General features: G+C 58.0%; 15 protein-coding genes, 2 tRNA genes and 3 rRNA genes. 5 read left to right on the forward strand and 15 right to left on the reverse strand.

Going from position 1 to position 24,963, the window contains the following annotated elements; genetic code table 11:
* The 7 genes from ACSOSP_RS10630 to coq7 all read right to left on the reverse strand — a co-directional run bounded on the left by ACSOSP_RS10630 (nucleotide 1) and on the right by coq7 (nucleotide 7,664).
* Nucleotides 1-1,413, reverse strand: coding sequence for a UDP-N-acetylmuramoyl-tripeptide--D-alanyl-D-alanine ligase (locus ACSOSP_RS10630; RefSeq protein ID WP_455306357.1), 1,413 nt, complete (start codon nucleotides 1,411-1,413; stop codon nucleotides 1-3).
* Complete coding sequence (locus ACSOSP_RS10635) at nucleotides 1,410-2,954, reverse strand: UDP-N-acetylmuramoyl-L-alanyl-D-glutamate--2,6-diaminopimelate ligase (RefSeq protein ID WP_455306359.1); 1,545 nt, start codon at nucleotides 2,952-2,954, stop codon at nucleotides 1,410-1,412. The genes ACSOSP_RS10630 and ACSOSP_RS10635 overlap by 4 nt, the downstream gene beginning before the upstream one ends.
* Complete coding sequence (locus ACSOSP_RS10640) at nucleotides 2,951-4,846, reverse strand: peptidoglycan D,D-transpeptidase FtsI family protein (protein WP_455306361.1); 1,896 nt, start codon at nucleotides 4,844-4,846, stop codon at nucleotides 2,951-2,953. The genes ACSOSP_RS10635 and ACSOSP_RS10640 overlap by 4 nt, the downstream gene beginning before the upstream one ends.
* Complete coding sequence (gene ftsL / locus ACSOSP_RS10645) at nucleotides 4,843-5,187, reverse strand: cell division protein FtsL (protein ID WP_455306363.1); 345 nt, start codon at nucleotides 5,185-5,187, stop codon at nucleotides 4,843-4,845. Before ftsL ends, ACSOSP_RS10640 begins: the two co-directional genes overlap by 4 nt.
* Nucleotides 5,184-6,149, reverse strand: coding sequence for a 16S rRNA (cytosine(1402)-N(4))-methyltransferase RsmH (rsmH, locus tag ACSOSP_RS10650; RefSeq protein WP_455306365.1), 966 nt, complete (start codon nucleotides 6,147-6,149; stop codon nucleotides 5,184-5,186). The genes ftsL and rsmH overlap by 4 nt, the downstream gene beginning before the upstream one ends.
* 28 nt (nucleotides 6,150-6,177) lie before the next feature.
* A complete protein-coding gene (gene mraZ / locus ACSOSP_RS10655; RefSeq protein ID WP_455306367.1) occupies nucleotides 6,178-6,606 on the reverse strand; it encodes a division/cell wall cluster transcriptional repressor MraZ in 429 nt (142 codons plus the stop codon).
* Nucleotides 6,607-7,004: 398 nt separating this feature from the next.
* Nucleotides 7,005-7,664, reverse strand: coding sequence for a 2-polyprenyl-3-methyl-6-methoxy-1,4-benzoquinone monooxygenase (gene coq7 / locus ACSOSP_RS10660; RefSeq protein ID WP_455306369.1), 660 nt, complete (start codon nucleotides 7,662-7,664; stop codon nucleotides 7,005-7,007).
* 315 nt (nucleotides 7,665-7,979) lie between these two features.
* Here coq7 and ACSOSP_RS10665 point away from each other — a divergent pair, with 315 nt between their 5' ends.
* A complete protein-coding gene (locus ACSOSP_RS10665) occupies nucleotides 7,980-9,140 on the forward strand; it encodes a porin (protein WP_455306371.1) in 1,161 nt (386 codons plus the stop codon).
* A gap of 170 nt (nucleotides 9,141-9,310) precedes the next feature.
* Here ACSOSP_RS10665 and ACSOSP_RS10670 read toward each other — a convergent pair whose 3' ends face one another.
* Entirely contained in the window at nucleotides 9,311-10,984 is a 1,674-nt protein-coding gene (locus tag ACSOSP_RS10670; RefSeq protein WP_455306373.1) for a long-chain-fatty-acid--CoA ligase, read from the reverse strand.
* Nucleotides 10,985-11,174: 190 nt separating this feature from the next.
* Nucleotides 11,175-13,256, reverse strand: a complete 2,082-nt coding sequence (locus tag ACSOSP_RS10675; RefSeq protein ID WP_455306375.1) for a molybdopterin-containing oxidoreductase family protein — start codon at nucleotides 13,254-13,256, stop codon at nucleotides 11,175-11,177.
* Between the two features lie 168 nt (nucleotides 13,257-13,424).
* Between ACSOSP_RS10675 and ACSOSP_RS10680 the strand changes: the two genes are divergently transcribed.
* The gene (locus ACSOSP_RS10680; RefSeq protein ID WP_455306377.1) at nucleotides 13,425-14,615 is read left to right on the forward strand and encodes a M20 aminoacylase family protein; all 1,191 of its coding nucleotides are present in this window, start codon (nucleotides 13,425-13,427) and stop codon (nucleotides 14,613-14,615) included.
* A 368-nt stretch (nucleotides 14,616-14,983) separates the two neighbouring features.
* Here the strand turns inward: ACSOSP_RS10680 and rrf are convergent.
* The 6 genes from rrf to ACSOSP_RS10710 all read right to left on the reverse strand — a co-directional run bounded on the left by rrf (nucleotide 14,984) and on the right by ACSOSP_RS10710 (nucleotide 21,667).
* Nucleotides 14,984-15,096, reverse strand: a 5S ribosomal RNA gene (gene rrf / locus ACSOSP_RS10685).
* Between the two features lie 232 nt (nucleotides 15,097-15,328).
* Nucleotides 15,329-18,209, reverse strand: a 23S ribosomal RNA gene (locus tag ACSOSP_RS10690).
* Nucleotides 18,210-18,532: 323 nt separating this feature from the next.
* Nucleotides 18,533-18,608 (reverse strand) — tRNA-Ala (locus ACSOSP_RS10695).
* A gap of 78 nt (nucleotides 18,609-18,686) precedes the next feature.
* A tRNA-Ile gene (locus tag ACSOSP_RS10700) sits at nucleotides 18,687-18,763 on the reverse strand.
* Nucleotides 18,764-18,833: 70 nt separating this feature from the next.
* Nucleotides 18,834-20,366 (reverse strand): 16S ribosomal RNA (locus tag ACSOSP_RS10705).
* The 16S, 23S and 5S rRNA genes sit together here with 2 tRNA genes alongside, the layout of an rRNA operon.
* Nucleotides 20,367-20,890: 524 nt before the next feature.
* Complete coding sequence (locus ACSOSP_RS10710; protein WP_455306379.1) at nucleotides 20,891-21,667, reverse strand: enoyl-CoA hydratase; 777 nt, start codon at nucleotides 21,665-21,667, stop codon at nucleotides 20,891-20,893.
* 131 nt (nucleotides 21,668-21,798) lie between these two features.
* Between ACSOSP_RS10710 and paaN the strand changes: the two genes are divergently transcribed.
* The 3 genes from paaN (at nucleotide 21,799) to paaI (ending at nucleotide 24,891) form a co-directional block, all read left to right on the forward strand.
* Entirely contained in the window at nucleotides 21,799-23,508 is a 1,710-nt protein-coding gene (paaN, locus tag ACSOSP_RS10715; protein WP_455306381.1) for a phenylacetic acid degradation protein PaaN, read from the forward strand.
* Between the two features lie 120 nt (nucleotides 23,509-23,628).
* Nucleotides 23,629-24,426 (forward strand): 2-(1,2-epoxy-1,2-dihydrophenyl)acetyl-CoA isomerase PaaG, encoded by a 798-nt coding sequence (paaG, locus tag ACSOSP_RS10720; protein WP_455306383.1) that lies wholly within the window; start codon nucleotides 23,629-23,631, stop codon nucleotides 24,424-24,426.
* Between the two features lie 33 nt (nucleotides 24,427-24,459).
* Entirely contained in the window at nucleotides 24,460-24,891 is a 432-nt protein-coding gene (gene paaI / locus ACSOSP_RS10725; protein WP_455306384.1) for a hydroxyphenylacetyl-CoA thioesterase PaaI, read from the forward strand.
* Nucleotides 24,892-24,963: the final 72 nt, after the last annotated feature.

Raw genomic sequence — 24,963 nt, forward strand, 5'->3', positions numbered from 1 at the left:
TCAGTGCGCAGCAGGCATAGCGCCGGCTGCGGGTTGGTGTGGACTCGTCACGGCGTCCACCACGCGTTCCATCTGCATGAAGCGCGAGCCTTTCACGAGAAACGTGGCGTCGGGTCCGAAGCCGGCGCCGGTGAGTGCTGCAATGAGTGAGGTGATATCGGTGAAATGTTGTCCTGCTGGTCCGAACACCTTGCTTGAATCGATGCTGGCGTCGCCAAGTGCGTACAGCACGTCGATACCGCGCTGCGCCGCATACGCTCCCACTTCGCGATGAAACGCCGGACCCTGGTCGCCGACTTCGCCCATGTCGCCCATCACCAGCACGCGCGGTGACGGTTGCGACGCGAGCACATCGATGGCCGCGCGCATGGAGTCGGGATTCGAGTTGTACGTATCGTCGATAACAGTCGCGCCTTCGATCGGTTTGAGCACCGCGCGCTTCACTTGCAGGCGGCCCTTGACCGGTTCGAAAGCTTCGAGCCCGCGCTTGACGGCATCGAGTGAGACGTTTGAGGCAAGAGCCGCAGCCGTCGCCGCCAAAGCGTTGCGCGCGTTGTGTTCGCCCAGCACTTGCAATGCAACTTCAAGCGAGCCATTCGGCGTGTTGATCTCGAGCGTGGCGCCAACAAGCTTGCCGGTCACTGCCGCTTGCGTTTGCGACGCGTCCGTATGCAGCGCGAAATCCAGGATCGGATTGCCTGTCGCGGCGACGCGCCAGATGCTGGCGTATTTGTCGTCGGCGGGGAAAACGGCCGTGCCGTTCGTGCCCAGCGCGTGAATCACCGACGCATGTTCCAGCGCGACCGCTTCCACCGTCGCCATGAATTCCTGATGCTCGCGCTGCGCGTTGTTAACAACAGCAACAGTCGGCGCGGCGATCTTCCCGAGCGCTTCGGTTTCGCCCGGATGATTCATCCCGAGTTCGATGACCGCCAGCTTGTGCGTTTCGTTCAGGCGAAACAACGTCAACGGCAAGCCGATGTCATTGTTGAAATTGCCTGCCGTCGCGAGGCGCGCGTTTTCGCCCACAGCCGCCGCGAGGATCGACGCGATCATTTCCTTGACCGTGGTCTTGCCGTTACTGCCGGTAACCGCGATCAGCGGAATCGTGAAGCGCTTACGCCAGCCGTGAGCCAACGCGCCAAGCGCCACGCGCGTGTCCTTCACCTTCATCGCGGGCACAGCGAAATCATCCGGCGTGCGCGTGACCAGCACCGCCGCGATGCCCCGCTGCGCCACTTGCGGCAGGAAATTGTGGGCATCGAAACGATCGCCCTTGATCGCGATGAACAGATCGCCCGGACCCGCCGTGCGGCTATCCGTCGATACACGGTCGAACGCGACGTTTTCATCGCCTATAACTATCGCGCCCGGAATCTGCAGCGCGGCGTCGCGCAGTGTGAACAGCGTCATTCGCCACCTCCGCGTGCTTGCGTGGCGCGAGCGGCGAGCGCCAGACGTGCGTGATCCTGATCGGAGAAAGCGCGCTTTTTTCCCATGATTTCCTGTGTGGCTTCGTGGCCCTTGCCGGCCAGCACGACCACGTCCTCGCGAGCCGCGGTGCGAATCGCCTGGAGGATCGCGCTCGCGCGGTCTTCTATGCGGCGCGCTTTCGATGCGTCCTGAAAGCCTGCTGCAACCTGATCGATGATCGCCAGCGGATCTTCACCTCGCGGGTTGTCGCTCGTGATCACGACGTGATCCGCATTCTTCTCCGCGATAGCACCCATCAGCGGACGCTTGCTCGCATCGCGATCGCCCCCGCACCCGAACATGCAGATCAACTGGCCACCACGCGTTTTGGCGATCGGCCGCAGCGCTTCCAGCGTTTTTTCGAGCGCGTCCGGTGTATGCGCGAAATCGATCACCACCAGCGGCTCATCGTTCTGCAAACGGCCGCCAAGGCGTTGCATCCGTCCATTCACCGGTTCGAGCTTCGCGATCTGTGCGAGCGCTGCGTCGAGCGGAACCTGCGCCGCCAGCAACGCGCCCAGCACGCCGAGCAGATTGCTCACGTTGAATTCGCCGAGCGTCGAGACTTCCACGTCGGCGTCGCCCCAGTCGGAACTCAGGTGGAACGCGGTGCCGGTCGCGGTTGCCCGGACACGGCTGGCGAGCAGCGACGCGTCGGCTTTGACTTCAGCGCCGGCAGCGTTTTCAGCAATGCCGTACGCAATCGTTCGCGTCCTGCCGTGACACGATGCAATCAGACGCTGACCAGCCGGATCATCGCGATTGATGACAGCGGCTTTCAAAGCCGGCCAGGCGAACAGCTTCGCCTTCGCGCCTTCGTACGCGGCAAACGTGCCGTGATAGTCCAGATGATCCTGCGTGAGATTCGTGAAGATGGCGATATCGAACTTCGTGCCGTTCACGCGCCCCTGATGCAGCGCATGCGACGAAACTTCCATCGCCACGGCCTTCGCGCCGTCGGTCTTGAATTGGGCAAACGTGCGTTGCAGCTGCGGCGCGTCCGGCGTCGTAAAACCCGAATACACAAGCTTGCCCGGCATGCCGCTGCCGAGCGTGCCGACCACCGCGCACGGCGTGCCTAGCGCCGACAGCGCCGTTGCCAGCCAATGGCTGCACGACGTCTTTCCGTTCGTGCCGGTTACGCCCGCGACCAACATGGAGTCGGTGGGCTCGCCATACCACGCCGACGCGATCGGCCCGGCCAGTTCATTCAGCCCCTTGACCGCCAACGCACGCGACGCGTCCGGCTTGCCGGTGAAATTCTCCGGCTGATACAGCACGGCAGCGGCGCCGTTTTTGAGCGCAGCGTCGATAAAGGGACGACTGTCCGCGCCATCCACGGCGTAGGCAAAAAACACGTCGCCGAGTTTCAGCGAGCGCGAATCGGCGTGCAATTGCGCACTGGCGTCCGCGTGCGCACGCAACCACTCAACCGCTTTCGCGATCTGTGCCTGCTGCTTGACCAAATCCAAACCGCTCATCGAACGACTCCCGGGTGATTCTTCGGATTCGTCGATACCTTCAGCTTCTTCGGCGGATTCGTGCTCGTGTTCGTATTCGCATTCGCATTCGCATTCGCATTCGTCGCGTTCGGCTTCTTGATGTCAGTGGCGGGCGTGCTTGACGCGGGGTCATCGGACACCACCATCTGCTTCACCGCCATGTCCGGCGGAATATTCAGCGAACGCAGGGTATCGCCGGCGATTGCCGAAAACACCGGACCCGACACCTGGCCGCCGAAGTGGCTGCCGGCCGTCGGTTCATCGACCGAAACCGCCACCACGATGCGCGGATCCGGCATGGGTCCCATGCCGACAAACGATGCGCGATACCGCGATTTATCGTAGCCGCGTCCCGCGTGCTTGTACGCCGTCCCTGACTTGCCGCCCACGCGATACCCCGGCACAGCCGCATCCGGCGACGTGCCGCCCTTCGCCGTCACCGTTTCCAGCATGGCGCGCACTTCCCGCGCAGTGGTCGGCGCAAATACCTGCGGACCCGTCACGGGCGCATCGCCCGGCGTGCGGAAAATGGAGACCGGCAACACCTGCCCGTCATGCGCGATAGCCGTGTAAGCGCGCGCCAACTGGAACAGCGACGCCGACAGGCCATAGCCATACGACATGGTCGCCTGTTCGATCCGGCGCCAGCTCTTCCACGGACGCAGCCGACCCGACACCGCGCCCGGGAAACCCACCTTCGGCGCCTGCCCGAGCCCGATGCTCGTATACATGTTCCACATCTCTTCCGGCTTCAACTGCATCGCGATCTTGGTCGCACCGATGTTGCTCGACTTCTGGATCACGCCACCCACAGTCAGGACGCCGAACGCCGAGTCGTCAGTGATGCGCGCGCCGTCGAGCACGAACGAACCGCCGCCGGTATCCACCAGCGTATTCGGTGTGACGCGATGCAGATCGAGCGCAAGCGAAACGGTGAACGGCTTCATGATCGAGCCCGGCTCGAACGTGTCCGTCATGATCCGGTTGCGCAACTGCTCGCCGGTCATGCGTGAGCGGTCGTTCGGGTTGTAGGTCGGATAATTGACGAGCGCGAGCACTTCGCCGGTCTTCACGTCGATCACGATCGCCGCGCCCGCTTTCGCCTTGAACTTCTCCACGGCGGCTTTCAGGTTCGTGTACGCGATGTACTGGATCTTGCTGTCGATCGACAACTCCACGTCGTCGCCGTTATGCGGCACGACTTGCTCGTCCACGTCCTCGACGACGTGCCCCATCCGGTCCTTGATCACGCGACGCATGCCCGGCGTGCCGGCGAGAACGCCCTGATCGCCGAGTTCAACGCCTTCCTGACCCTTGTCTTCAATATTAGTAAAACCGATCAGATGCGCCGTGATCTCGCCTTCCGGATAGAAGCGCTTGTATTCACCACGTGAATAGATGCCGGGGATATCGAGAGCCGCGACTTTCTGCGCAACCTCGATGGACACCTGCCGCTTCACATAGACAAACGTCTTGTCCATGGACAGCTTTGCGCGCAATTCCTTCGGCGACATTTCAAGCAGCGTGGCGAGTTCGCCGAGCTTGTCTGCGCTGAGGTCGTCGGGCACGGCTTCGGGGATCGCCCAGATCGCCTTCACCGGCAAACTGGTCGCGAGCACGAGGCCGTTGCGGTCCTTGATCTGGCCGCGCGTGGCCGGCATTTCGAGCGTGCGCTGATAGCGGCTTTCGCCCTGCTTCTTGAAGAACGCGTTGCCCGGACCCTGGATCCAGAACGCGCGCCCCGCGAGCGCGACAAATGCCATGAACAGCATGAACACGACGAGCTTCGAGCGCCACATTGGGAGGCGCACCGAGAGGATGGGATTGGGCGTGAAGGCGACGCCCTTGTTCTTCTTTGGCGACGGTTTCATCGTTTCACCCCGCGTGCGGGAGGAGCCGACGCCGGAACGGGCGCAGGCAACGGTGCGTCCGTGGCCTTCGACGTAGCCGGGTCATAGTTCAGATATTGCGTGCGGCCCGTGGTGACGGGCTGCATCTTGAGGGACGTAGTAGCCAACTGCTCGATGCGCGACGTTTTCGACAACGCGCTCTGCTGATATTGAAGCTGCGAAAAATCCTGCTGCAACTGACGCTCTTCCGACTGCGCCCTTTGCACATTGATGAAAATCTGCCGTTGCTTGTTCGAGGCGCTCACCGCCGACAACGCGCAACCGAGCACAATGATCAGCAGGAAGATGTTGAGACGATTCATGGCGCCATCTGCCCGGTAGTCTGAGCAGTCACGCGCTCGGCAATCCGCATGACGGCGGAACGCGCGCGCGGGTTCGCCGCGACTTCAGCGTCAGACGCGAATACTCGGCCAATCAGCTTGAGCGGCGGACTGGGCAGATCGGCGGCGCGAATCGGCAGGCGACGATCGATCGCAGGCCCGCTTGCGTGGGCCTGCATGAAACGTTTGACGATCCGGTCCTCGAGCGAATGAAAGCTGATCACGACGAGGCGCCCCCCTTGCTCCAACAACGCCAATGCTGCGTCCAGAACTACTTGCAACTCCGCAAGCTCTTGATTGATGTGAATCCGTATAGCCTGAAAGGTGCGGGTTGCCGGATCCTTACCCTTCTCACGGGTTTTGACGACATGACCCACGATTTGGGCAAGCTCGCCCGTGGTGACGAGAGGCCCAAGACGATCGGACTCTGCCCGGCGAGCAACAAGCGCCTTTGCAATCTGAAAAGCAAACCGTTCTTCCCCATAATCTTTGATCACCTCCGTCAGTTCCTGCACCGTTGCCCGCGCCAGCCATTCCGCGGCAGATTCGCCACGGCTTGGGTCCATCCGCATGTCGAGCGGGCCATCGGCCCTGAAGCTGAAGCCGCGATCCGGATCGTCCACTTGTGGCGACGACACCCCCAGATCCAGCAACACGCCCGACACTTTCCCTACTCCTCGCTCGGCAGCGGCATCGGCTAACGAGGCGAAACTCTCATGCACTATGGAAAATCTTGAATCCTGAATCTGTGCCGCTGTAGCAATGGCCAACGGGTCTTTGTCGAAGGCAATCAGCCGGGCGCCTTCTGCCAGCTTCGTCAGGATCAGACGGCTATGGCCGCCACGTCCGAACGTCCCATCTATATAAGTACCGTCCACACGCGTAACCAGCGCATCTACCGCCTCATCCAGCAGCACCGTGCGATGCTGCAATTCGTTTTTCATCGCAGGGCTCATGTTCTTTAGCGCCGCGTCAAAACGTAAAATTCTTCAGCGCGTCCGGCATGCCTTGCGCCATTGCCGCTTTTTCCTTCTCGGTGTAAGTCACCGCGTCCCATACTTCCAGGTAGTTGCCCATGCCGAGCAGCGTCACTTCTTTAGTCAGCGATGCCGCCGCACGCAATTCGGGCGATACCAATACCCGTCCGGCGCTATCGAGTTCAACATCCATAGCGTTGCCCAGATAAATCCGGCGAACCCAGATTGCGTCCATAGGGAGTGCAGCGATTTTCGAGCGAAAGATTTCCCACTCAGGGCGAGGAAACAGCCACAGGCATCCATCCGGGCTCTTTGTGAGCGTGACCCGGCCTTCTGCCTGCCCTTGCAGCGCTTCCCGATAGCGAGACGGGACGGACATCCGTCCTTTCGCATCGAGCGATAGCGCCGAAGCCCCTTGGAACACTCGCCCTCTCCTCTTCGCGCCTTGGCGACGCGTCACTACTTTGTTGGAATATGCCTGAAAGTGCGCGCTGAATCACACAAAAATACACTTTCTCACACCATTTCCCACTGTAGAGGAAGGCATTTCGCCGGTCAATACGATCTGGCGTTTTTTGACTAAATTTGTTTTTTAGAACAATGACTTAGCGCAGACCGCTAAAGTAGGGTGAAATTTCGAAAATCGTTATGAATGAATGACGTAGTGGCGAATGTGAAGGTAGTACGTGAAATGACGGACAAAGACTAGAGGGTGTTTTGTTCCGCGAAGGCCCACACGAGGAATTGCGGGTCAGATGGAACGCAGAAAACGGGAGAGAGATGAAAGCGCATCCCGCCGAATGGGGCGAGATGCGTGATTGCTTAAATATAGTACGCCGTGCGGGTCATGACTTTCGATGTCGCGCGCATCAGCGCCCGCACCGGAAACGGCAATTCGACGCCGCCTGCGTTGATGGCCGCAACGGCATGCGCGGCTTCATCGATGCGCATTTGCTCGACGATTGCGCGCGATGCGTGGTCGTTCACAGGCAGGCTGGTCATGTGGCTGTCCAGATGCTTCTCTACCTGACGCTCGGTTTCCGCCATGAACCCGAGACTGACTCGGTCGCCAAATCTTCCAGCAATAAACCCCAGCGCGAGGGAACCCGTGTACCACAAGGGGTTCAGCAGACTGGGCCGCGAGTCCAGGTCGCGCAAGCGCTGCATGGTCCACGCCAGATGGTCTTCTTCCTCGCGCGCCGCGTCCTCGAAGCCGCGCTTCAAAGCGCTCGACCCGGTCGCGAGTTTTTGCGCCTGATACAGCGCCTGTGCGCACACTTCACCTACGTGATTCACGCGCATCAACGCCGCCGAATGGGCCTTCTCTTCTGCGCTCAGCGTTGTATCCGCTGCGTCGGCGGGCGACTCGGCACTATCTGCCTGAACCGGAGGCGCCGCCGGTATGGGGCGTGACATCCGGGATACACCGGTCATCGACCGCAGTCCACGATCGAACTCAGAGATAAGTTCATCGAGTGTCATTTAATAACTCCTGTTTCGATCTCCTGAGCGATCCTGCACCGGGCGGAGACCGATCGTCCAACTAACAAATTACCCACTCTTCAAAACGTGTAATTAGGGCAAATACGGGTCGCAAATAGCCGAAAAACCCGATTTTACCGCATGTTGCGTAAACGTCACACGAAGGAAACGAAGGGGCCGCTTTTCCTTTGTCACTAAAAGCCTCTTTGTTACATTACGTTCAACTTCAATTTTGAAGTACCGGCGGGGACGTCAACACACTGGCGCTAAGAACAGTGACCTTGCCAAACAGTTTCAACACTTTGGAGATCATCAATGAAAAAGTCGCTTCTCGCACTGGCTGCGCTGGGTACATTCGCAGGTGTCGCGCATGCTCAGAGCAGTGTGACGCTGTACGGTATTGTCGATGCAGGTTTCGCTTACAACAATAACTCGGGTGGCCATAAGCTCTACGAAACGAGCGCCGGCAACCTGCAAGGCGATCGTTGGGGCCTGCGTGGCACGGAAGATCTGGGCGGTGGCCTGAAGGCGCTGTTCGTGTTGGAAAACGGTTTCAACGCGTTCACCGGCAAGCTGGGTCAGGGCGGTGACGAATTCGGCCGTCAAGCTTACGTTGGCCTGTCGAGCCAGTTCGGTACGGTTACCCTCGGTCGTCAATACGACTCCGTGGTGGACTACACCGGCGCGTTCGAAGTGGGCAGCCAGTGGGCGTCGTTCTACGCTGCGCACCCGGGCGACCTGGACAACCTGAACAACTCGAATCGGGTGAACAACTCGATCAAGTACGCGAGCGCGAACTATAGCGGCATCACGTTCGGCGGCTTGTACAGCCTGGGCGGCGTTGCTGGTCAATTCAACCGCAACCAGATTTTCTCGGGCGGCGTTGGCTATTCGCAAGGTCCGTTGCAATTGGGCGCAGGTTACTTGAACGTCAAGAACCCGAACTTCTCGTTCTTTGGCAACACCGCGTCGTCGTCGGCTACGGCAACGAACATGGGCGCCTCGCAAGTGTATTCGGGCTTCGCATCGGCCAAGACGCAGCAAGTGATCTCCGCTGCCGGCGCTTACACGTTCGGCGCAGCAACTGTCGGCGCAACGTACAGCAACACGCAGTTCAAGGATCTTGGCCAAACCGCAGTGACCGGCCAACCGACTGGATCGGCGACGTCTGGCAACGCCAAGTTCCACAACGCCGAAGTCAACTTCAAGTATCAGTTGACCCCGGCGTTGCTGCTCGGCGCAGCGTACGACTACACGAAGGCGTATAGCATCGCCAACGAAAAGATCCATCAAGGTGTCTTGGGCGCGGACTACTTCCTGTCGAAGCGTACCGACCTGTACGCCGATGCGATCTATCAACACGCATCGGGCACGAACTCGGTCGGCGGCGCAGCTACGGCGCAGATCAACGGCCTGTCGGCGTCGTCGACGTCGAACCAGGTTGCTGCTGTTGTCGGCATCCGTCACAAGTTCTAATAAGTTGTAATAAAAACAGTTGTCTTGAAAGGCGCCTCCGGGCGCCTTTTTTTCGTGCCGATTCCGGACTGGATCGGGCAGGTTCCGTGCATGCGACGAAAAAAAGGCCTCCGCATCTTGCGATGCGGAGGCCTGCTTTTTATTTTTGGTCTTTGGCGGCTGAACCGTGTTCAGGCGTTGCCGTCGCGCAACTCCCGGCGCAGTATCTTGCCGACATTGCTCTTCGGCAACTCCGTGCGGAACTCGATCACACGCGGCCGCTTGTAGCCCGTCAACCGTTCCTTACAGAAGGCCATCACATCGGCTTCGGTCAAATGCGGATCCCGGCGAACGACAAACAGTTTGACCGCTTCGCCCGAGGTCGCGTCCTTCATGCCAACGGCTGCCACTTCGAAAACGCCCGGCAGCTTCGCCACCACATCCTCGATCTCGTTCGGGTACACGTTGAAGCCCGACACCAGGATCATGTCCTTCTTGCGGTCCACGATCTTCACGTATCCACGTTCGTCCATGATGCCGACGTCACCCGACTTGAAGAAGCCATCGGAGGTCATCACTTTCGCGGTCTCATCGGGCCGGTTCCAGTAACCCGCCATGACCTGCGGACCGCGAATGCAGATTTCGCCCGGTTGGCCGAGCGGCATATCGTTGTTGTCGTCGTCGCGGATGGCAAGTTCGGTGGAGGGGAAAGGCAACCCGATCGTGCCGGTGTATTCGGTAGCGGTCACCGGATTGCACGTCACGCACGGCGATGTTTCGGATAACCCATAACCTTCGATGATCGGCGAACCCGTCGTCTCGAACCATCGTTTCGCCACGGCTTCCTGCACGGCCATGCCGCCACCGTTCGCCGCGATCAGCTTCGAAAAATCGAGCCTGGCGAATTCCGGATTGTTCAGCAGCGCGTTGTACAGGGTGTTCACGGCCGGAAACGTGTTGATCTGGAAGCCTTTCAGCTCCTTGATCGTGCCCGGGATATCGCGCGGATTTGGAATCAGGATACCCATGCCACCCGTACGCAGGGTCAGGAAACCGCAAACAGTCAGCGCGAAGATGTGATAAAGCGGCAGCGCCACGACGGTCACGAATTGATCGATGTCCGGCCGGTTCTTGCGTCCGGGATCGAGCCAGACTTCGGACTGCAAGACGTTCGCGATCAGGTTCCGATGCAACAGCATCGCGCCCTTCGCTACGCCTGTCGTACCACCGGTGTACTGGAGAAAAGCGATGTCGTCGGGACCTTGCTTGACGGGTTTGAGCGTTTCGCGCGCACCTTGTCGAAGGGCTGCGTTAAAACTCACATGGCCGGGTAGCGTCCACGCAGGCACCAGCTTCTTCACACGCCGCACGACGAAGTTGACGATCACGCCTTTCACGCCCATCAGGTCGCCCATCGACCCCACCACCACGTGCTTGATCGCTGTGTTCTTCACAACCGCCTGCACGGTATGCGCGAAGTTCTCGAGGACGACAATTGCCTCGGCTCCGGAATCCCTCAACTGGTGTTCAAGTTCGCGCGGCGTATAGAGCGGATTCACGTTCACGACGACATAACCCGCACGCAGAATGGCCGCAATCGCAACCGGGTACTGCAGCACGTTCGGCATCATGATCGCGACACGCGCACCGGTCTTCAGCCCACGCGATTGCAACCACGCTGCTAGCCGGGCGGACAGCGTATCGAGTTCACCATAGGTGATCGCCTTGCCCATGCAGACAAACGCGTGTTTGCTGCGATGTTCCCGAAAACTCTCTTCCAGCAGGTCGGAAAGCGAGTTGTATCGAGTCTCGTCGATTTCCTCGGGCACGCCTGCCGGATAGGACTTCAGCCAAATTTTTTCCATACGGCGTCTCCTCTATATGATTTTAGAATGGTCGTGCGAAAATTGTCCGTAGCGCATCGTAGCCGCTCGATCGCATTCCGACAACCGGGTTAGACGCCAGCTTCCAATCTCACCGCCCGGCGCGTCCCCTTACGCCTGCTGGCTTCAACCCGATTTTTCTCATCTCGTTTTCTCAACTCATGTTCTCGACTCAGTAAGCCGCCTCGACCTCCACGAGACAGTCATAGAATGTCGCCGACCCACCGAGATCGGTCAGCGCCTGGCTGGTCACCTGGTTGGCGTTGCAGCCATCCGGCGCGAGTTTCTTCCACCATACCGATAACCCCACCACGACACCTTCACGAGCGCGATCGGTGACCCGCACGCGTGCCTGCATCGAACCACGGTCGTTGAATACGCGCACCAGCTCGCCTTCGGTGATCTCACGAGCGTGGGCGTCGGCGGGATGCATGTCGAGATGCGGTTCACCCTCGGTCGATCGCAGGCTTTCCACATTGACGAAGCTGCTGTTGAGGAAGTTCCGCGCCGGCGGCGAGATCATCGCGAGCGGATAACGCGCGGCGAGTGCCGGCGCGTACTCGGCCGACTCGTACGGCGGCAGGTAATCGGGCACCGGCTCCAGTCCTGCGCGCTGCAAACGCTCACTGAAAAACTCGCATTTCCCCGATGGCGTGTGGAAACCGCCCTCGGCAAACGGCGCCTCCGCCAGCTTCAGTTGTGCCCAACCTTTTGTCTTCAGCGTGTCCCAGGTCACGCCGGCCAACGCTGGATCGTCCCAGCGGAATGCCTTCGATGCCAGCTCTTCATCGCTTTCGAATAACGCCGGATGCGTCAACCCCATCGCCTTGGCCAGGCCGCGGAATATCTCCGTGTTTGCGCGTGACTCACCCACCGGAGCAATGGCCGGCAGATTCGCCATCACATGCGTGTGGCCGTACGACTTGTGGGCATCCAGGTGTTCCAGCTGCGTGGTCGCCGGCAGGATGAGGTCGGCGTAGTCGGCGGTATCGGTCTGGAAGTGTTCGAGCACGATCGTGAAGAGATCCTCACGCGCGAACCCCGCTGCAACCTTCGCGGAATCCGGGGCGACTGCAACCGGGTTAGAGTTGTAGACGATCAGCGCTTCGACTTTCGGGCCGAAGCTGGCGTCACCGGCGTGCAGCAACGCGTCGCCGATAGCATTCATGTTCACCGTGCGCGGCAGTTTCGATGGCCATCCCGGGAGCAAGTCAGGCCGTTCGAGCGCATTGACATCCACCGGTGCCCAACTCGACGACGACAGCAGCAAGCCCCCCGAGCGCTCGCGCCATGCACCTGTGAGCGAAGGCAGACACGCGATCGCGCGAACCGCATTGCCACCGCCTCGCACGCGCTGCATACCGTAGTTGAGGCGTATCGATGCTTTTTTCGTCGATCCGAAAGTTCGCGCGAGATCGATCACTACCTGTTCTTCGATCCCGCATATTTGCGCAACACGCGCCGGCGGATAGTCTTCGGCGCGGGCCTTGAGTTGATCGAAGCCGAGCGTATAAGCATTGATGTAATCCTGGTCGATCAGACCTTCCCCGATCATCACGTTCATCATGCCGAGCGCCAGCGCGCCGTCCGTACCCGGTTTCAACGCAATGTGCTGATGGCATTTTTCAGCCGTCAGCGAGCGGTACGGATCGATGGCAATCAACCGCGCACCGCGGCGCTTGGCTTCCTGCGCCCGCGTCCAGAAGTGCAGATTCGACGCGATCGGATTCGATCCCCAGATCAGGATCAATTCGCTTTCCTCGAAATACTCGGTGTGCATGCCGAGACTTCCGCCGTACGTGTAGCGTAGGCCCGCCGCGCCGGCTGCAGCACAGATAGTGCGGTCCAGACGCGACGCGCCAAGCACATTGAAGAAGCGCGCGGCGATGCTCTCGCCTTGCACCAAGCCCATCGTGCCGGCGTAGCTGTACGGCAAGATGGCTTCGGGCGCGCGATTCGCGATTTCGTTCAGGCGTTCGGCGGCAAATGTCAGCGCATCGTCCCAGCTCACCGCTTCGAAGCGGCCCTCTCCCTTCGCGCCGACGCGACGCATCGGCGTCAGCAACCGGTCTGGATGATGAGTTCGTTCCGCATAACGCGACACCTTCGTGCAAAGCACCCCTTGTGTGGGCGGATGATCCGGGTCGCCAGTCACCTTGATGGCGCGGCCGTCCTTCACGGTGACGCGCATCGCACAGGTATCGGGACAATCGTGTGGACAGACAGCACGAGCGAATTCGACGGGAGCATTCATGCGGGTATCCGGTGGGAATGTGCAAAAAGCAGACAGATAAGGCGATTTTATTACGGTTGGCCGACCTGACCGTCTCGCGCTTCGATAAATAATCGCGGGCGTAGAATGGTGCAATCGACGCGGACGTAAGCACGCGCAACGTTAATTTTTCAGACAGAGGCCAGTTTCATGAATCTGATTCCAGAAATCGAAGCGTCGCATGAGGAAATCAAAGCGCTGCGACGAACGATCCATGCGCATCCCGAGTTGCGTTATGAAGAGGTCGGCACGGCAAAGCTGGTTGCCGAAAACCTCGAACGATGGGGCCTGGAAGTCCATCGCGGCATGGGAAAAACCGGCGTCGTCGGTGTGCTGAAACGCGGTTTGGGTAAGCGATGCGTGGGCCTGCGTGCCGACATGGACGCATTGCCGATCGCCGAAATCAACACTTTCGGTCATCGATCGCAAAACGAAGGCCGCATGCACGCGTGCGGACACGATGGCCATACCGCTATGTTGCTGGGGGCGGCGAAACATTTGGCCGAGCACGGCAAGTTCGACGGCACCATCGTGTTCATCTTTCAGCCGGCCGAGGAAGGCGGAGCCGGCGCCAAGGCGATGATCGAGGATGGGCTATTCGAACAGTTTCCCGTCGATGCTGTGTTTGGTATCCACAACTGGCCTGGTATTCCTGCGGGTCACTTTGGCGTCACGCCGGGTCCGATCATGGCGTCGAGCAATGAATTTCGCATCATTATCAAGGGCGTTGGGTCACACGCAGCGTTACCGCACAGCGGACGCGACCCGGTTTTCACGGCAGTTCAGATCGCCAATGGGTTGCAAGGAATTATCACGCGCAGCAAGAAACCTATCGACACTGCCGTCCTTTCGATCACGCAGATCCATGCTGGAGACGCATCGAATGTTGTCCCCGACGACGCCTGGCTCGGTGGCACGGTGCGAACCTTTACCGTCGAGACACTCGATCTGATCGAGCGCCGGATGCGGACGATTGCGCAGGCGACTGCGGCAGCCTACGAGTGCGAAGTTTCCATCGATTTTTATCGCAACTATCCGCCCACCATCAACGACGCTGAACAGACGCGCTTCGCGGCGTCGGTGATGGCGGAGGTTGTCGGAAAGGAAAACGTGAACGCCACCGTCGAACCGACGATGGGCGCCGAGGACTTTGCTTTCATGTTGCTCGCAAAGCCAGGCTGCTATGCGTTTCTGGGGAATGGCGAAGGGTCGCATCGTGAAGCCGGACATGGATTAGGGCCTTGCACGCTTCACAATGCAAGCTACGATTTTAACGATGCGCTGTTATCCGTTGGATCAACGTATTGGGTTCGGCTTGCAGAAAAATTTCTCGCTGTGTGAGGGGATCACGCGCAGCGCGTTGAATGAGTGAAATCGCGTCTAACGCCAATACGTCCACTTTGTTGAAGTGGGCGCTTTTTGTTTTCCCTTCGCTGAGCCAGCGTGGGTGACTTGGATTTGGTTCACGCAGAATATGCCCCTGTTGAACCGTCGAAAATAGCAATGTGTATGCGCCGAAGTCACCGCTCTAGTCCTAGTCTGCTGCGATGCGAGTTCATGTGTTGCTGTATCGCGTGTTGAAGGATGCAAAAGCCGGAGTATTGAGTGTCTGGCGCGAGTGGTCTGAAGGGTGTGGCCCGAAACGCAAAAACCCCACCTTTGCGGGGTGGGGTTTTTGTTTAGCTGCGGTGGCTTGCAGCGCATAAGGAGCCTGACGATTACCTACTTTCACACGGGTATCCGCACTATCATTGGCGTGGAGTCGTTTCACGGTCCTGTTCGGGATGGGAAGGGGTGGTACCAACTCGCTATGGTCATCAGGCATGAGGGGGTGTTGTAGCGCTTGAGGGCGCTACAACCAATCTGGGGAAGAAGTAGTCGAGAGTGTCTCTCGTTATTACTGGTGTTGCTTTGGGTTGTGTTTGTTACTAGGCACAACATGATCTCAACCTTGGCGTGTGTGAGCCTTTCGCTCATCAAGACCCCGCGCTTCGCGCGGGATGGGGCATCCATAAGTGCTAAAGCACTAACGGCTGCCGACACACACTGGTTATAGGATCAAGCCTTACGGGCAATTAGTATCAGTTAGCTTAATGCATTACTGCACTTCCACACCTGACCTATCAACGTCCTGGTCTAGAACGACCCTTCAAGGAGCTCGAAGCTCCAGGGATATCTCATCTCAAGGCGAGTTTCCCGCTTAGATGCTTTCAGCGGTTATCTCTTCCGAACATAGCTACCCGGCGATGCCACTGGCGTGACAACCGGTACACCAGAGGTTCGTCCACTCCGGTCCTCTCGTACTAGGAGCAGCCCCCTTCAAATATCCAACGCCCACGGCAGATAGGGACCAAACTGTCTCACGACGTTTTAAACCCAGCTCACGTACCTCTTTAAATGGCGAACAGCCATACCCTTGGGACCGGCTACAGCCCCAGGATGAGATGAGCCGACATCGAGGTGCCAAACACCGCCGTCGATATGAACTCTTGGGCGGTATCAGCCTGTTATCCCCAGAGTACCTTTTATCCGTTGAGCGATGGCCCTTCCATACAGAACCACCGGATCACTATGACCTGCTTTCGCACCTGCTCGACTTGTCGGTCTCGCAGTTAAGCACGCTTATGCCATTGCACTATCAGCACGATTTCCGACCGTACCTAGCGTACCTTCGTACTCCTCCGTTACACTTTGGGAGGAGACCGCCCCAGTCAAACTGCCTACCATGCACTGTCCCCGATCCGGATCACGGACCAAGGTTAGAACCTCAAACAAACCAGGGTGGTATTTCAAGGACGGCTCCACCGAAACTAGCGTTCCGGTTTCATAGCCTCCCACCTATCCTACACAGATCGGTTCAAAGTCCAATGCAAAGCTACAGTAAAGGTTCATGGGGTCTTTCCGTCTAGCCGCGGGGAGATTGCATCATCACAAACACTTCAACTTCGCTGAGTCTCGGGAGGAGACAGTGTGGCCATCGTTACGCCATTCGTGCAGGTCGGAACTTACCCGACAAGGAATTTCGCTACCTTAGGACCGTTATAGTTACGGCCGCCGTTTACCGGGACTTCAATCAAGAGCTTGCACCCCATCATTTAATCTTCCGGCACCGGGCAGGCGTCACACCCTATACGTCCACTTTCGTGTTTGCAGAGTGCTGTGTTTTTATTAAACAGTCGCAGCCACCAGTTTATTGCAACCCCTTCACCCTTTGCGCGCAGGCGCATCAAGCTACAGGGGCGTACCTTATCCCGAAGTTACGGTACCAATTTGCCGAGTTCCTTCTCCCGAGTTCTCTCAAGCGCCTTAGAATACTCATCTCGCCCACCTGTGTCGGTTTGCGGTACGGTCTTGTTAAACTGAAGCTTAGAGGCTTTTCTTGGAACCACTTCCGATTGCTTCTTCGCCTAAGCGAATGGCCTCACACCCTTGAATTCCGCGCCCGGATTTGCCTAAGCGCCTTCTCCAATGCAAGGACCGGGACTTCCAACACCCGGACAACCTTCCGCGATCCGTCCCCCCATCGCATTTAACAATGGTGCAGGAATATTAACCTGCTTCCCATCAGCTACGCATTTCTGCCTCGCCTTAGGGGCCGACTCACCCTACGCCGATGAACGTTGCGTAGGAAACCTTGGGCTTACGGCGAGGGGGCTTTTCACCCCCTTTATCGCTACTCATGTCAGCATTCGCACTTCCGATACCTCCAGCACACTTTTCAATGCACCTTCACAGGCTTACGGAACGCTCTCCTACCATGCGAGATAAATCTCGCATCCGCAGCTTCGGTATATTGCTTAGCCCCGTTACATCTTCCGCGCAGGACGACTCGATCAGTGAGCTATTACGCTTTCTTTAAAGGGTGGCTGCTTCTAAGCCAACCTCCTGACTGTTTTAGCCTTCCCACTTCGTTTCCCACTTAGCAATATTTGGGGACCTTAGCTGGCGGTCTGGGTTGTTTCCCTCTTGACACCGGACGTTAGCACCCGATGTCTGTCTCCCGTGATTGCACTCTTCGGTATTCGGAGTTTGCTATGGCGTAGTAATCCGCAATGGACCCCACAACCATGACAGTGCTCTACCCCCGAAGGTGATACACGAGGCACTACCTAAATAGTTTTCGGAGAGAACCAGCTATTTCCAAGTTTGTTTAGCCTTTCACCCCTATCCACAGCTCATCCCCTAATTTTTCAACATTAGTGGGTTCGGTCCTCCAGTACGTGTTACCGCACCTTCAACCTGGCCATGGATAGATCACTTGGTTTCGGGTCTACGCCCAGCAACTGAACGCCCTATTCGGACTCGCTTTCGCTACGCCTGCCTTAATCAGTTAAGCTTGCTACTGAACGTAAGTCGCTGACCCATTATACAAAAGGTACGCCGTCACCCCTTGCGAGGCTCCGACTGTTTGTATGCATGCGGTTTCAGGATCTATTTCACTCCCCTCCCGGGGTTCTTTTCGCCTTTCCCTCACGGTACTGGTTCACTATCGGTCGATCACGAGTATTTAGCCTTGGAGGATGGTCCCCCCATCTTCAGACAGGATTTCACGTGTCCCGCCCTACTTGTCGTACACCTAGTTCCACACATCCGCTTTCGCCTACAGGGCTATCACCTGCTATGGCCACACTTTCCAGAGTGTTCGGCTAACGGTCGTGCTAAAGAGTACAGGCTGATCCCATTTCGCTCGCCACTACTTTGGGAATCTCGGTTGATTTCTTTTCCTGCGGTTACTTAGATGTTTCAGTTCACCGCGTTCGCTTCACGTAACCTATGTATTCAGTTACGGATGACCCAGAAGGGCCGGGTTTCCCCATTCGGACATCGACGGATCAAAGCTCGTTTGCCAGCTCCCCGTCGCTTTTCGCAGGCTACCGCGTCCTTCATCGCCTGTGATCGCCAAGGCATCCACCACATGCACTTGTTCGCTTGACCCTATAACGAGTGTGTCTCTCCAAACACCACCCAGGTTGCCCCGGACCGTGTTTTTCTTCACCCCGCTATAGGTTGAGTATTCGTGTTGCGCCGTATTCCAAAGCGATCTTTCGATCACCTTTTCATACATTGATACAATCACAACCCTGATCAATCTACTCACACCCATCTCTAAGTGCTTTCACATTGACCTTTACTACTTCTTCCAGATTGTTAAAGAACGACAGCATCATTTAAAGCGCCATGCCTTAAATGATTTACTGACTGGCTCAATCGCCAATGCGTAATCACTCTCTTTACAAAGAATGCTATGCATTGATGATTGGTGGAGGATGACGGGATCGAACCGACGACCCCCTGCTTGCAAAGCAGGTGCTCTCCCAGCTGAGCTAATCCCCCAGTACCTTGATGCTGAAGGGTCCGTAATTCCTCTTTTATGACGCTTAACGCATTCGTTAATCATCACTCAAGGAATCATGGTGGGTCTGGTTGGATTCGAACCAACGACCCCCGCCTTATCAAGACGGTGCTCTAACCAACTGAGCTACAGACCCTTAGCCTGTCTTCTTACAGCCGATAAGCGTGAGCGCTTTAGCACTTCACTTTAATACGTTTGAGCTCGAGAAAGGAGGTGATCCAGCCGCACCTTCCGATACGGCTACCTTGTTACGACTTCACCCCAGTCATGAATCCTACCGTGGTGACCGTCCTCCTTGCGGTTAGACTAGCCACTTCTGGTAAAACCCACTCCCATGGTGTGACGGGCGGTGTGTACAAGACCCGGGAACGTATTCACCGCGGCATGCTGATCCGCGATTACTAGCGATTCCAGCTTCACGTAGTCGAGTTGCAGACTACGATCCGGACTACGATCGGTTTTCTGGGATTAGCTCCCCCTCACGGGTTGGCAGCCCTCTGTTCCGACCATTGTATGACGTGTGAAGCCCTACCCATAAGGGCCATGAGGACTTGACGTCATCCCCACCTTCCTCCGGTTTGTCACCGGCAGTCTCCTTAGAGTGCTCTTGCGTAGCAACTAAGGACAAGGGTTGCGCTCGTTGCGGGACTTAACCCAACATCTCACGACACGAGCTGACGACAGCCATGCAGCACCTGTGTATCGGTTCTCTTTCGAGCACCCCCACCTTTCAGCAGGGTTCCGACCATGTCAAGGGTAGGTAAGGTTTTTCGCGTTGCATCGAATTAATCCACATCATCCACCGCTTGTGCGGGTCCCCGTCAATTCCTTTGAGTTTTAATCTTGCGACCGTACTCCCCAGGCGGTCAACTTCACGCGTTAGCTACGTTACTAAGTCAATGAAGACCCAACAACTAGTTGACATCGTTTAGGGCGTGGACTACCAGGGTATCTAATCCTGTTTGCTCCCCACGCTTTCGTGCATGAGCGTCAGTATTGGCCCAGGGGGCTGCCTTCGCCATCGGTATTCCTCCACATCTCTACGCATTTCACTGCTACACGTGGAATTCTACCCCCCTCTGCCATACTCTAGCTCGCCAGTCACAAATGCAGTTCCCAGGTTAAGCCCGGGGATTTCACATCTGTCTTAACGAACCGCCTGCGCACGCTTTACGCCCAGTAATTCCGATTAACGCTCGCACCCTACGTATTACCGCGGCTGCTGGCACGTAGTTAGCCGGTGCTTATTCTTCCGGTACCGTCATCCCCCCACTGTATTAGAGCGAAGGTTTTCTTTCCGGACAAAAGTGCTTTACAACCCGAAGGCCTTCTTCACACACGCGGCATTGCTGGATCAGGGTTTCCCCCATTGTCCAAAATTCCCCACTGCTGCCTCCCGTAGGAGTCTGGGCCGTGTCTCAGTCCCAGTGTGGCTGGTCGTCCTCTCAGACCAGCTACAGATCGTCGCCTTGGTAGGCCTTTACCCCACCAACTAGCTAATCTGCCATCGGCCGCCCCTATAGCGCGAGGTCCCGAAGGATCCCCCGCTTTCTTCCGTAGATCGTATGCGGTATTAATCCGGCTTTCGCCGGGCTATCCCCCACTACAGGACACGTTCCGATGTATTACTCACCCGTTCGCCACTCGCCACCAGGGTTGCCCCCGTGCTGCCGTTCGACTTGCATGTGTAAGGCATGCCGCCAGCGTTCAATCTGAGCCAGGATCAAACTCTTCAGTTCAATGCCTGTTACTGTTTTCTATTCTTGCGAATAGGTCGCTCACTCAACGTACTGACAAGTTCCTCCCATCTTTCCTTTGACAGAAAGACGCTCAAAACCTACCTTAATACTAGTGTGAGACTTGATACTTTCGCTTCACGGCAGCATCTGCCGAGTTACCCCGGAAAACACCACCACGCTTTAAAGCCAAGCACCAAGCGCCCACACTTATCGGCTGTTAGTTTTTAAAGAACATTCGCTACCCACCGCACGATTCCCAACCCTCAGAACCCTGCCGCTTTCGCGTCGCTGCATCTGCAGCACAGAAACGAGATTATGTCCTGCGTTTCGCTTTTCGTCAACAGGTTTTTTACTCAACCCCGACTTTCCGATTCGCTGCGAAGCCCGTCCTGCTTGGCTCTGCGGCATCCTCTAAAACGATACGCACCCACCACTTTCTCACTTCCCTTCGCCTCTTCGTGAAGCGAAGGAACGGAATTCTAGTGCCCGTTTCTCACTCGCGCAAGGGGTTCGCGAAAAGAATTTCAACGATGCTTAAAAACCGGTTTCCGCTTCTCGACAAACGCGGCCATTCCTTCCTTCTGATCTTCAGTGGCGAAGAGCGAATGGAACATGCGACGCTCGAAGTGAACTCCTTCTGCCAACGTCGATTCATATGCACGATTGACGGACTCCTTCGCCATCATTACCGCCGGCAGCGAGAAGCTCGCGATTATCGATGCCGCGTCCAATGCTTCGTCCAACAAGCTTGCCGCGGGCACAACGCGAGATACCAGGCCTGCGCGCTCCGCTTCCTCAGCGCCCATCATGCGTGCCGTCAGGCACATGTCCATCGCCTTCGCCTTCGACACCGCGCGCGGCAGGCGCTGCGTGCCGCCGGCACCCGGGATCACGCCAAGTTTGATTTCCGGTTGACCGAACTTTGCGGTATCGGCGGCAATGATGATGTCGCACATCATGGCTAGCTCACAGCCGCCACCAAGCGCGAAGCCTGACACCGCAGCAATGATCGGCTTGCGAATAGTGCGGATCGTTTCCCAGTTGCGCGTGATGTAGTCGCCCTTGAATGTGTCCATATAGGAATAGCCGGCCATCATGCCGATGTCCGCCCCGGCAGCGAACGCTTTTTCGCTGCCGGTTAATACGATCGCGCCAATGTTCTCGTCGGCATCGAATTCCTTCAGCACGACGCCGAGCTCATCCATCAGGGCGTCGTTTAGCGCGTTCAGCGCCTTCGGCCGGTTCAGCGTGATCAAGCCCACTCGTCCGCGGACTTCGGTCAATAGATTCTCGTAAGCCATTCATTCCTCCTATGTGAACTCGCGCGAAAAACGCTTCGCGCACGCGTCTCGAAAATGCTAACATTCGCAAACCAACCGGTCGGTCAATTAATTGACCGAGCGTCCATTACCGTTACTCATCCCTTGCCGCCATGACACATCCGCTATTCACGAAGCACGAAGCGACGCTTAATCAAGCGCTTGCCGCCATTGCAACGCGTGGCTACTGGAGCCCGTTTCCCGAAATGCCTAGTCCCAAAGTGTACGGTGAAACGGCTAGTTCGGACGGCGAGGCGGCCTTCAAAGCGCACCTGAACCGGACGTTCGATCTGGACCAGCCGACAACCGGCGAGACGGTCGGCAATGAGCGTTCGCCCTTTGGGCTCTCGCTGGGAATTCGCTATCCGAAAGCGAACGTCGACGCTCTGCTGGCTGCATCCGGAGCGGCGCAAAGTCAGTGGCGCGCCGCCGGCCCTGACGCGTGGGCGGGTGTAAGCCTCGAAATACTGACCCGGCTGAACAAGGCGAGTTTCGAGATCGGATACAGCGTCATGCACACGACCGGGCAAGCCTTCATGATGGCCTTTCAGGCTGGCGGTCCGCATGCACAGGATCGCGCGCTGGAAGCAGTGGCCTACGCTTGGGACGAGCTCCGCCGAATTCCGGCCAACGCTTATTGGGAGAAGCCCCAAGGCAAAAATCCCCCGCTCGCGATGCACAAGCGTTTCACTGTCGTGCCGCGTGGCACGGGTCTCCTGCTCGGTTGCTGCACATTCCCCACATGGAACGGCTATCCGGGCATATTCGCCGACCTGGCCACGGGTAATACGGTCATAGTCAAGCCGCATCCTGGCGCCATCCTGCCGCTGGCAATTACGGTACGTATCGCTCGTGACGTTTTGCGCGAAGCCGGATTCGACCCGAACGTGGTCACGCTGCTTGCGACCGAAGCGAACGATGGCCCCCTCGTTCAAGATCTTGCGCTGCGCCCCGAGATCAAGCTGATTGATTTCACCGGCAGCACGCAAAACGGCAACTGGCTCGAGCGCCATGCGCACCAGGCGCAGGTCTACACGGAGAAGGCCGGCGTGAATCAAATCGTGATCGATTCCGTCGACAACCTCAAAGCCGTTGCCAGCAATATTGCGTTCTCGCTGGCGTTGTACTCCGGCCAAATGTGCACGGCACCGCAAAACATCTACGTGCCACGCGACGGCATCCACGCCAGCGAAGGCCGCACGAGCTTCGACGACGTCGCGAAGGCGCTCGCGGCTGCCGTTGAAAAGCTCATATCCGATCCGGCCCGCGCTGTCGAACTGACGGGTGCCATTCAGAATGATGGCGTGATGGCGCGCATTGCCGACGCCCGGCAACTGGGCGAAGTGCTCACGGACAGCCAATCGCTTGCTCACCCCGCGTTCCCTGATGCTCACGTGCGCTCTCCCCTCATGTTGAAAATGGACGTTCGCACCGACGCCGAAAAATTCACGCAGGAATGGTTTGGCCCAATCTCGTTTGTCATTGCGACGGACTCGACGGCGCAGTCTCTCGACTTGGCGGGATCGATTGCTGCGGAACACGGTGCCCTCACGTTCTCTGTGTACAGCACAGACGATGCAGTGGTCGACGCAGCCTACAACGCCGCGATTCGCGGCGGTGTCGCACTCTCGATCAATCTGACCGGTGGCGTGTTCGTCAACCAGACAGCCGCATATTCGGACTTCCACGGCACCGGCGCCAATCCTGCAGCTAACTCGGCGTTGTCAGACGCAGCGTTCGTCGCCAACCGCTTCCGCGTTGTTCAAAGCAGAGTGCATGTTGCACCCAAGACCGCGCCGGCAACAGCTGGCCAAACGGCATAGGTGCCCGCCCCGCAACGCCGCGTGAAAGCATAGGCCATTCGGCCTAGTGGAAAGCGGCGTTGGGCGCGGCTAGTATCGAAGGCATGCTTATTTGCACAACTTAGCCAGCAAGGAGACACCATGTCCGGCAACGGCAATTCAATCGTCATCAGTATCGACGCCGGCACGCGTGTCGCCACGCTGACGCTCAATCGTCCCGACAAGCTGAACAGCTTCACGAGGACGATGCATGAGGAATTGAGCGAAGCGCTCGATCAGGTCGAAGGAAGTAACGCCCGGGCATTGGTGATCACGGGGGCAGGCCGCGGTTTTTGCGCCGGCCAGGATCTCGCGGATCTTGACTTCACACCTGGGGCGATGACCAACCTGGGCGAGCTGATCGACCGGCATTTCAACCCGCTCGTGCGCCGCCTGCAGGCGTTGCCGTTGCCCGTGATCGCCGCCGTCAACGGTATCGCTGCCGGTGCCGGAGCGAATCTCGCCATGGCATGCGACCTGATCGTCGCGGCGCGTTCGGCAAGTTTCGTCCAGGCTTTTGTGAAAATTGGTTTGTTACCGGATTCCGGCGGCACGTGGCTCTTGCCGCGGCGCGTTGGTGAAGCACGGGCGCTGGGCCTCGCGTTGACCGGCGACAAGCTGGGCGCCGAACAAGCTGAAGCGTGGGGACTGGTCTGGAAAGTGGTCGACGACGAGCAATTGCAGAGTGCGGCGCTCAAGCTTGCCACGCAGCTCGCACTCCAGCCCGCGAAGGCCATTGCTGCAATCAAGCACGCTATCCGCGCTGCAGCGAACAATACGCTCGATCAGCAACTGGATCTGGAGCGCGACGTTCAACGCGAACTGGGTGACTCGCACGACTACGTCGAGGGTGTCGCCGCCTTCAAGGAAAAACGCGCGCCCCGCTTCGACGGCCTCTGAAACTCGATCAGAAAACTCCGGGAGAACGCAGCAATGACGCCTGAAGAACTCGCCAACGCGACCGCACAAGCCATGTACGACGCAGATGCATGCAGCCGTGCACTCGGCCTCGAACTCAAGGAAGTTCGCCCCGGGTACGCACGCATGCAAATGAACGTCCGTAACGACTTTCTGAACGGCCACGGCATCTGCCATGGCGGACTCATTTTCACGTTGGCCGACTCCACGTTCGCGTTCGCCTGTAACTCGCACAACATCAATACGGTGGCGGCGGGCTGTTCCATTGAATTTCTACGTGCGGTGAAGGGCGGAGACCGCTTGTCGGCAGAAGCCGTCGAACAATCGCTGACGGGACGAACCGGCATCTACGACATTCGCGTCACGAACCGTGAAGGCGAAACAGTCGCCATGTTTCGCGGCAAGTCATCGCAGATAAAAGGGAATCTGGTTCCCGTCGGGTCCTGACCCACTCTACAAAACACAGCGCCCATACGAAGTTGATTCGGGCGATTGATTGACGATCAAGAAGGAGACACT

It is taken from the genome of Caballeronia sp. KNU42 (genome assembly GCF_053760385.1).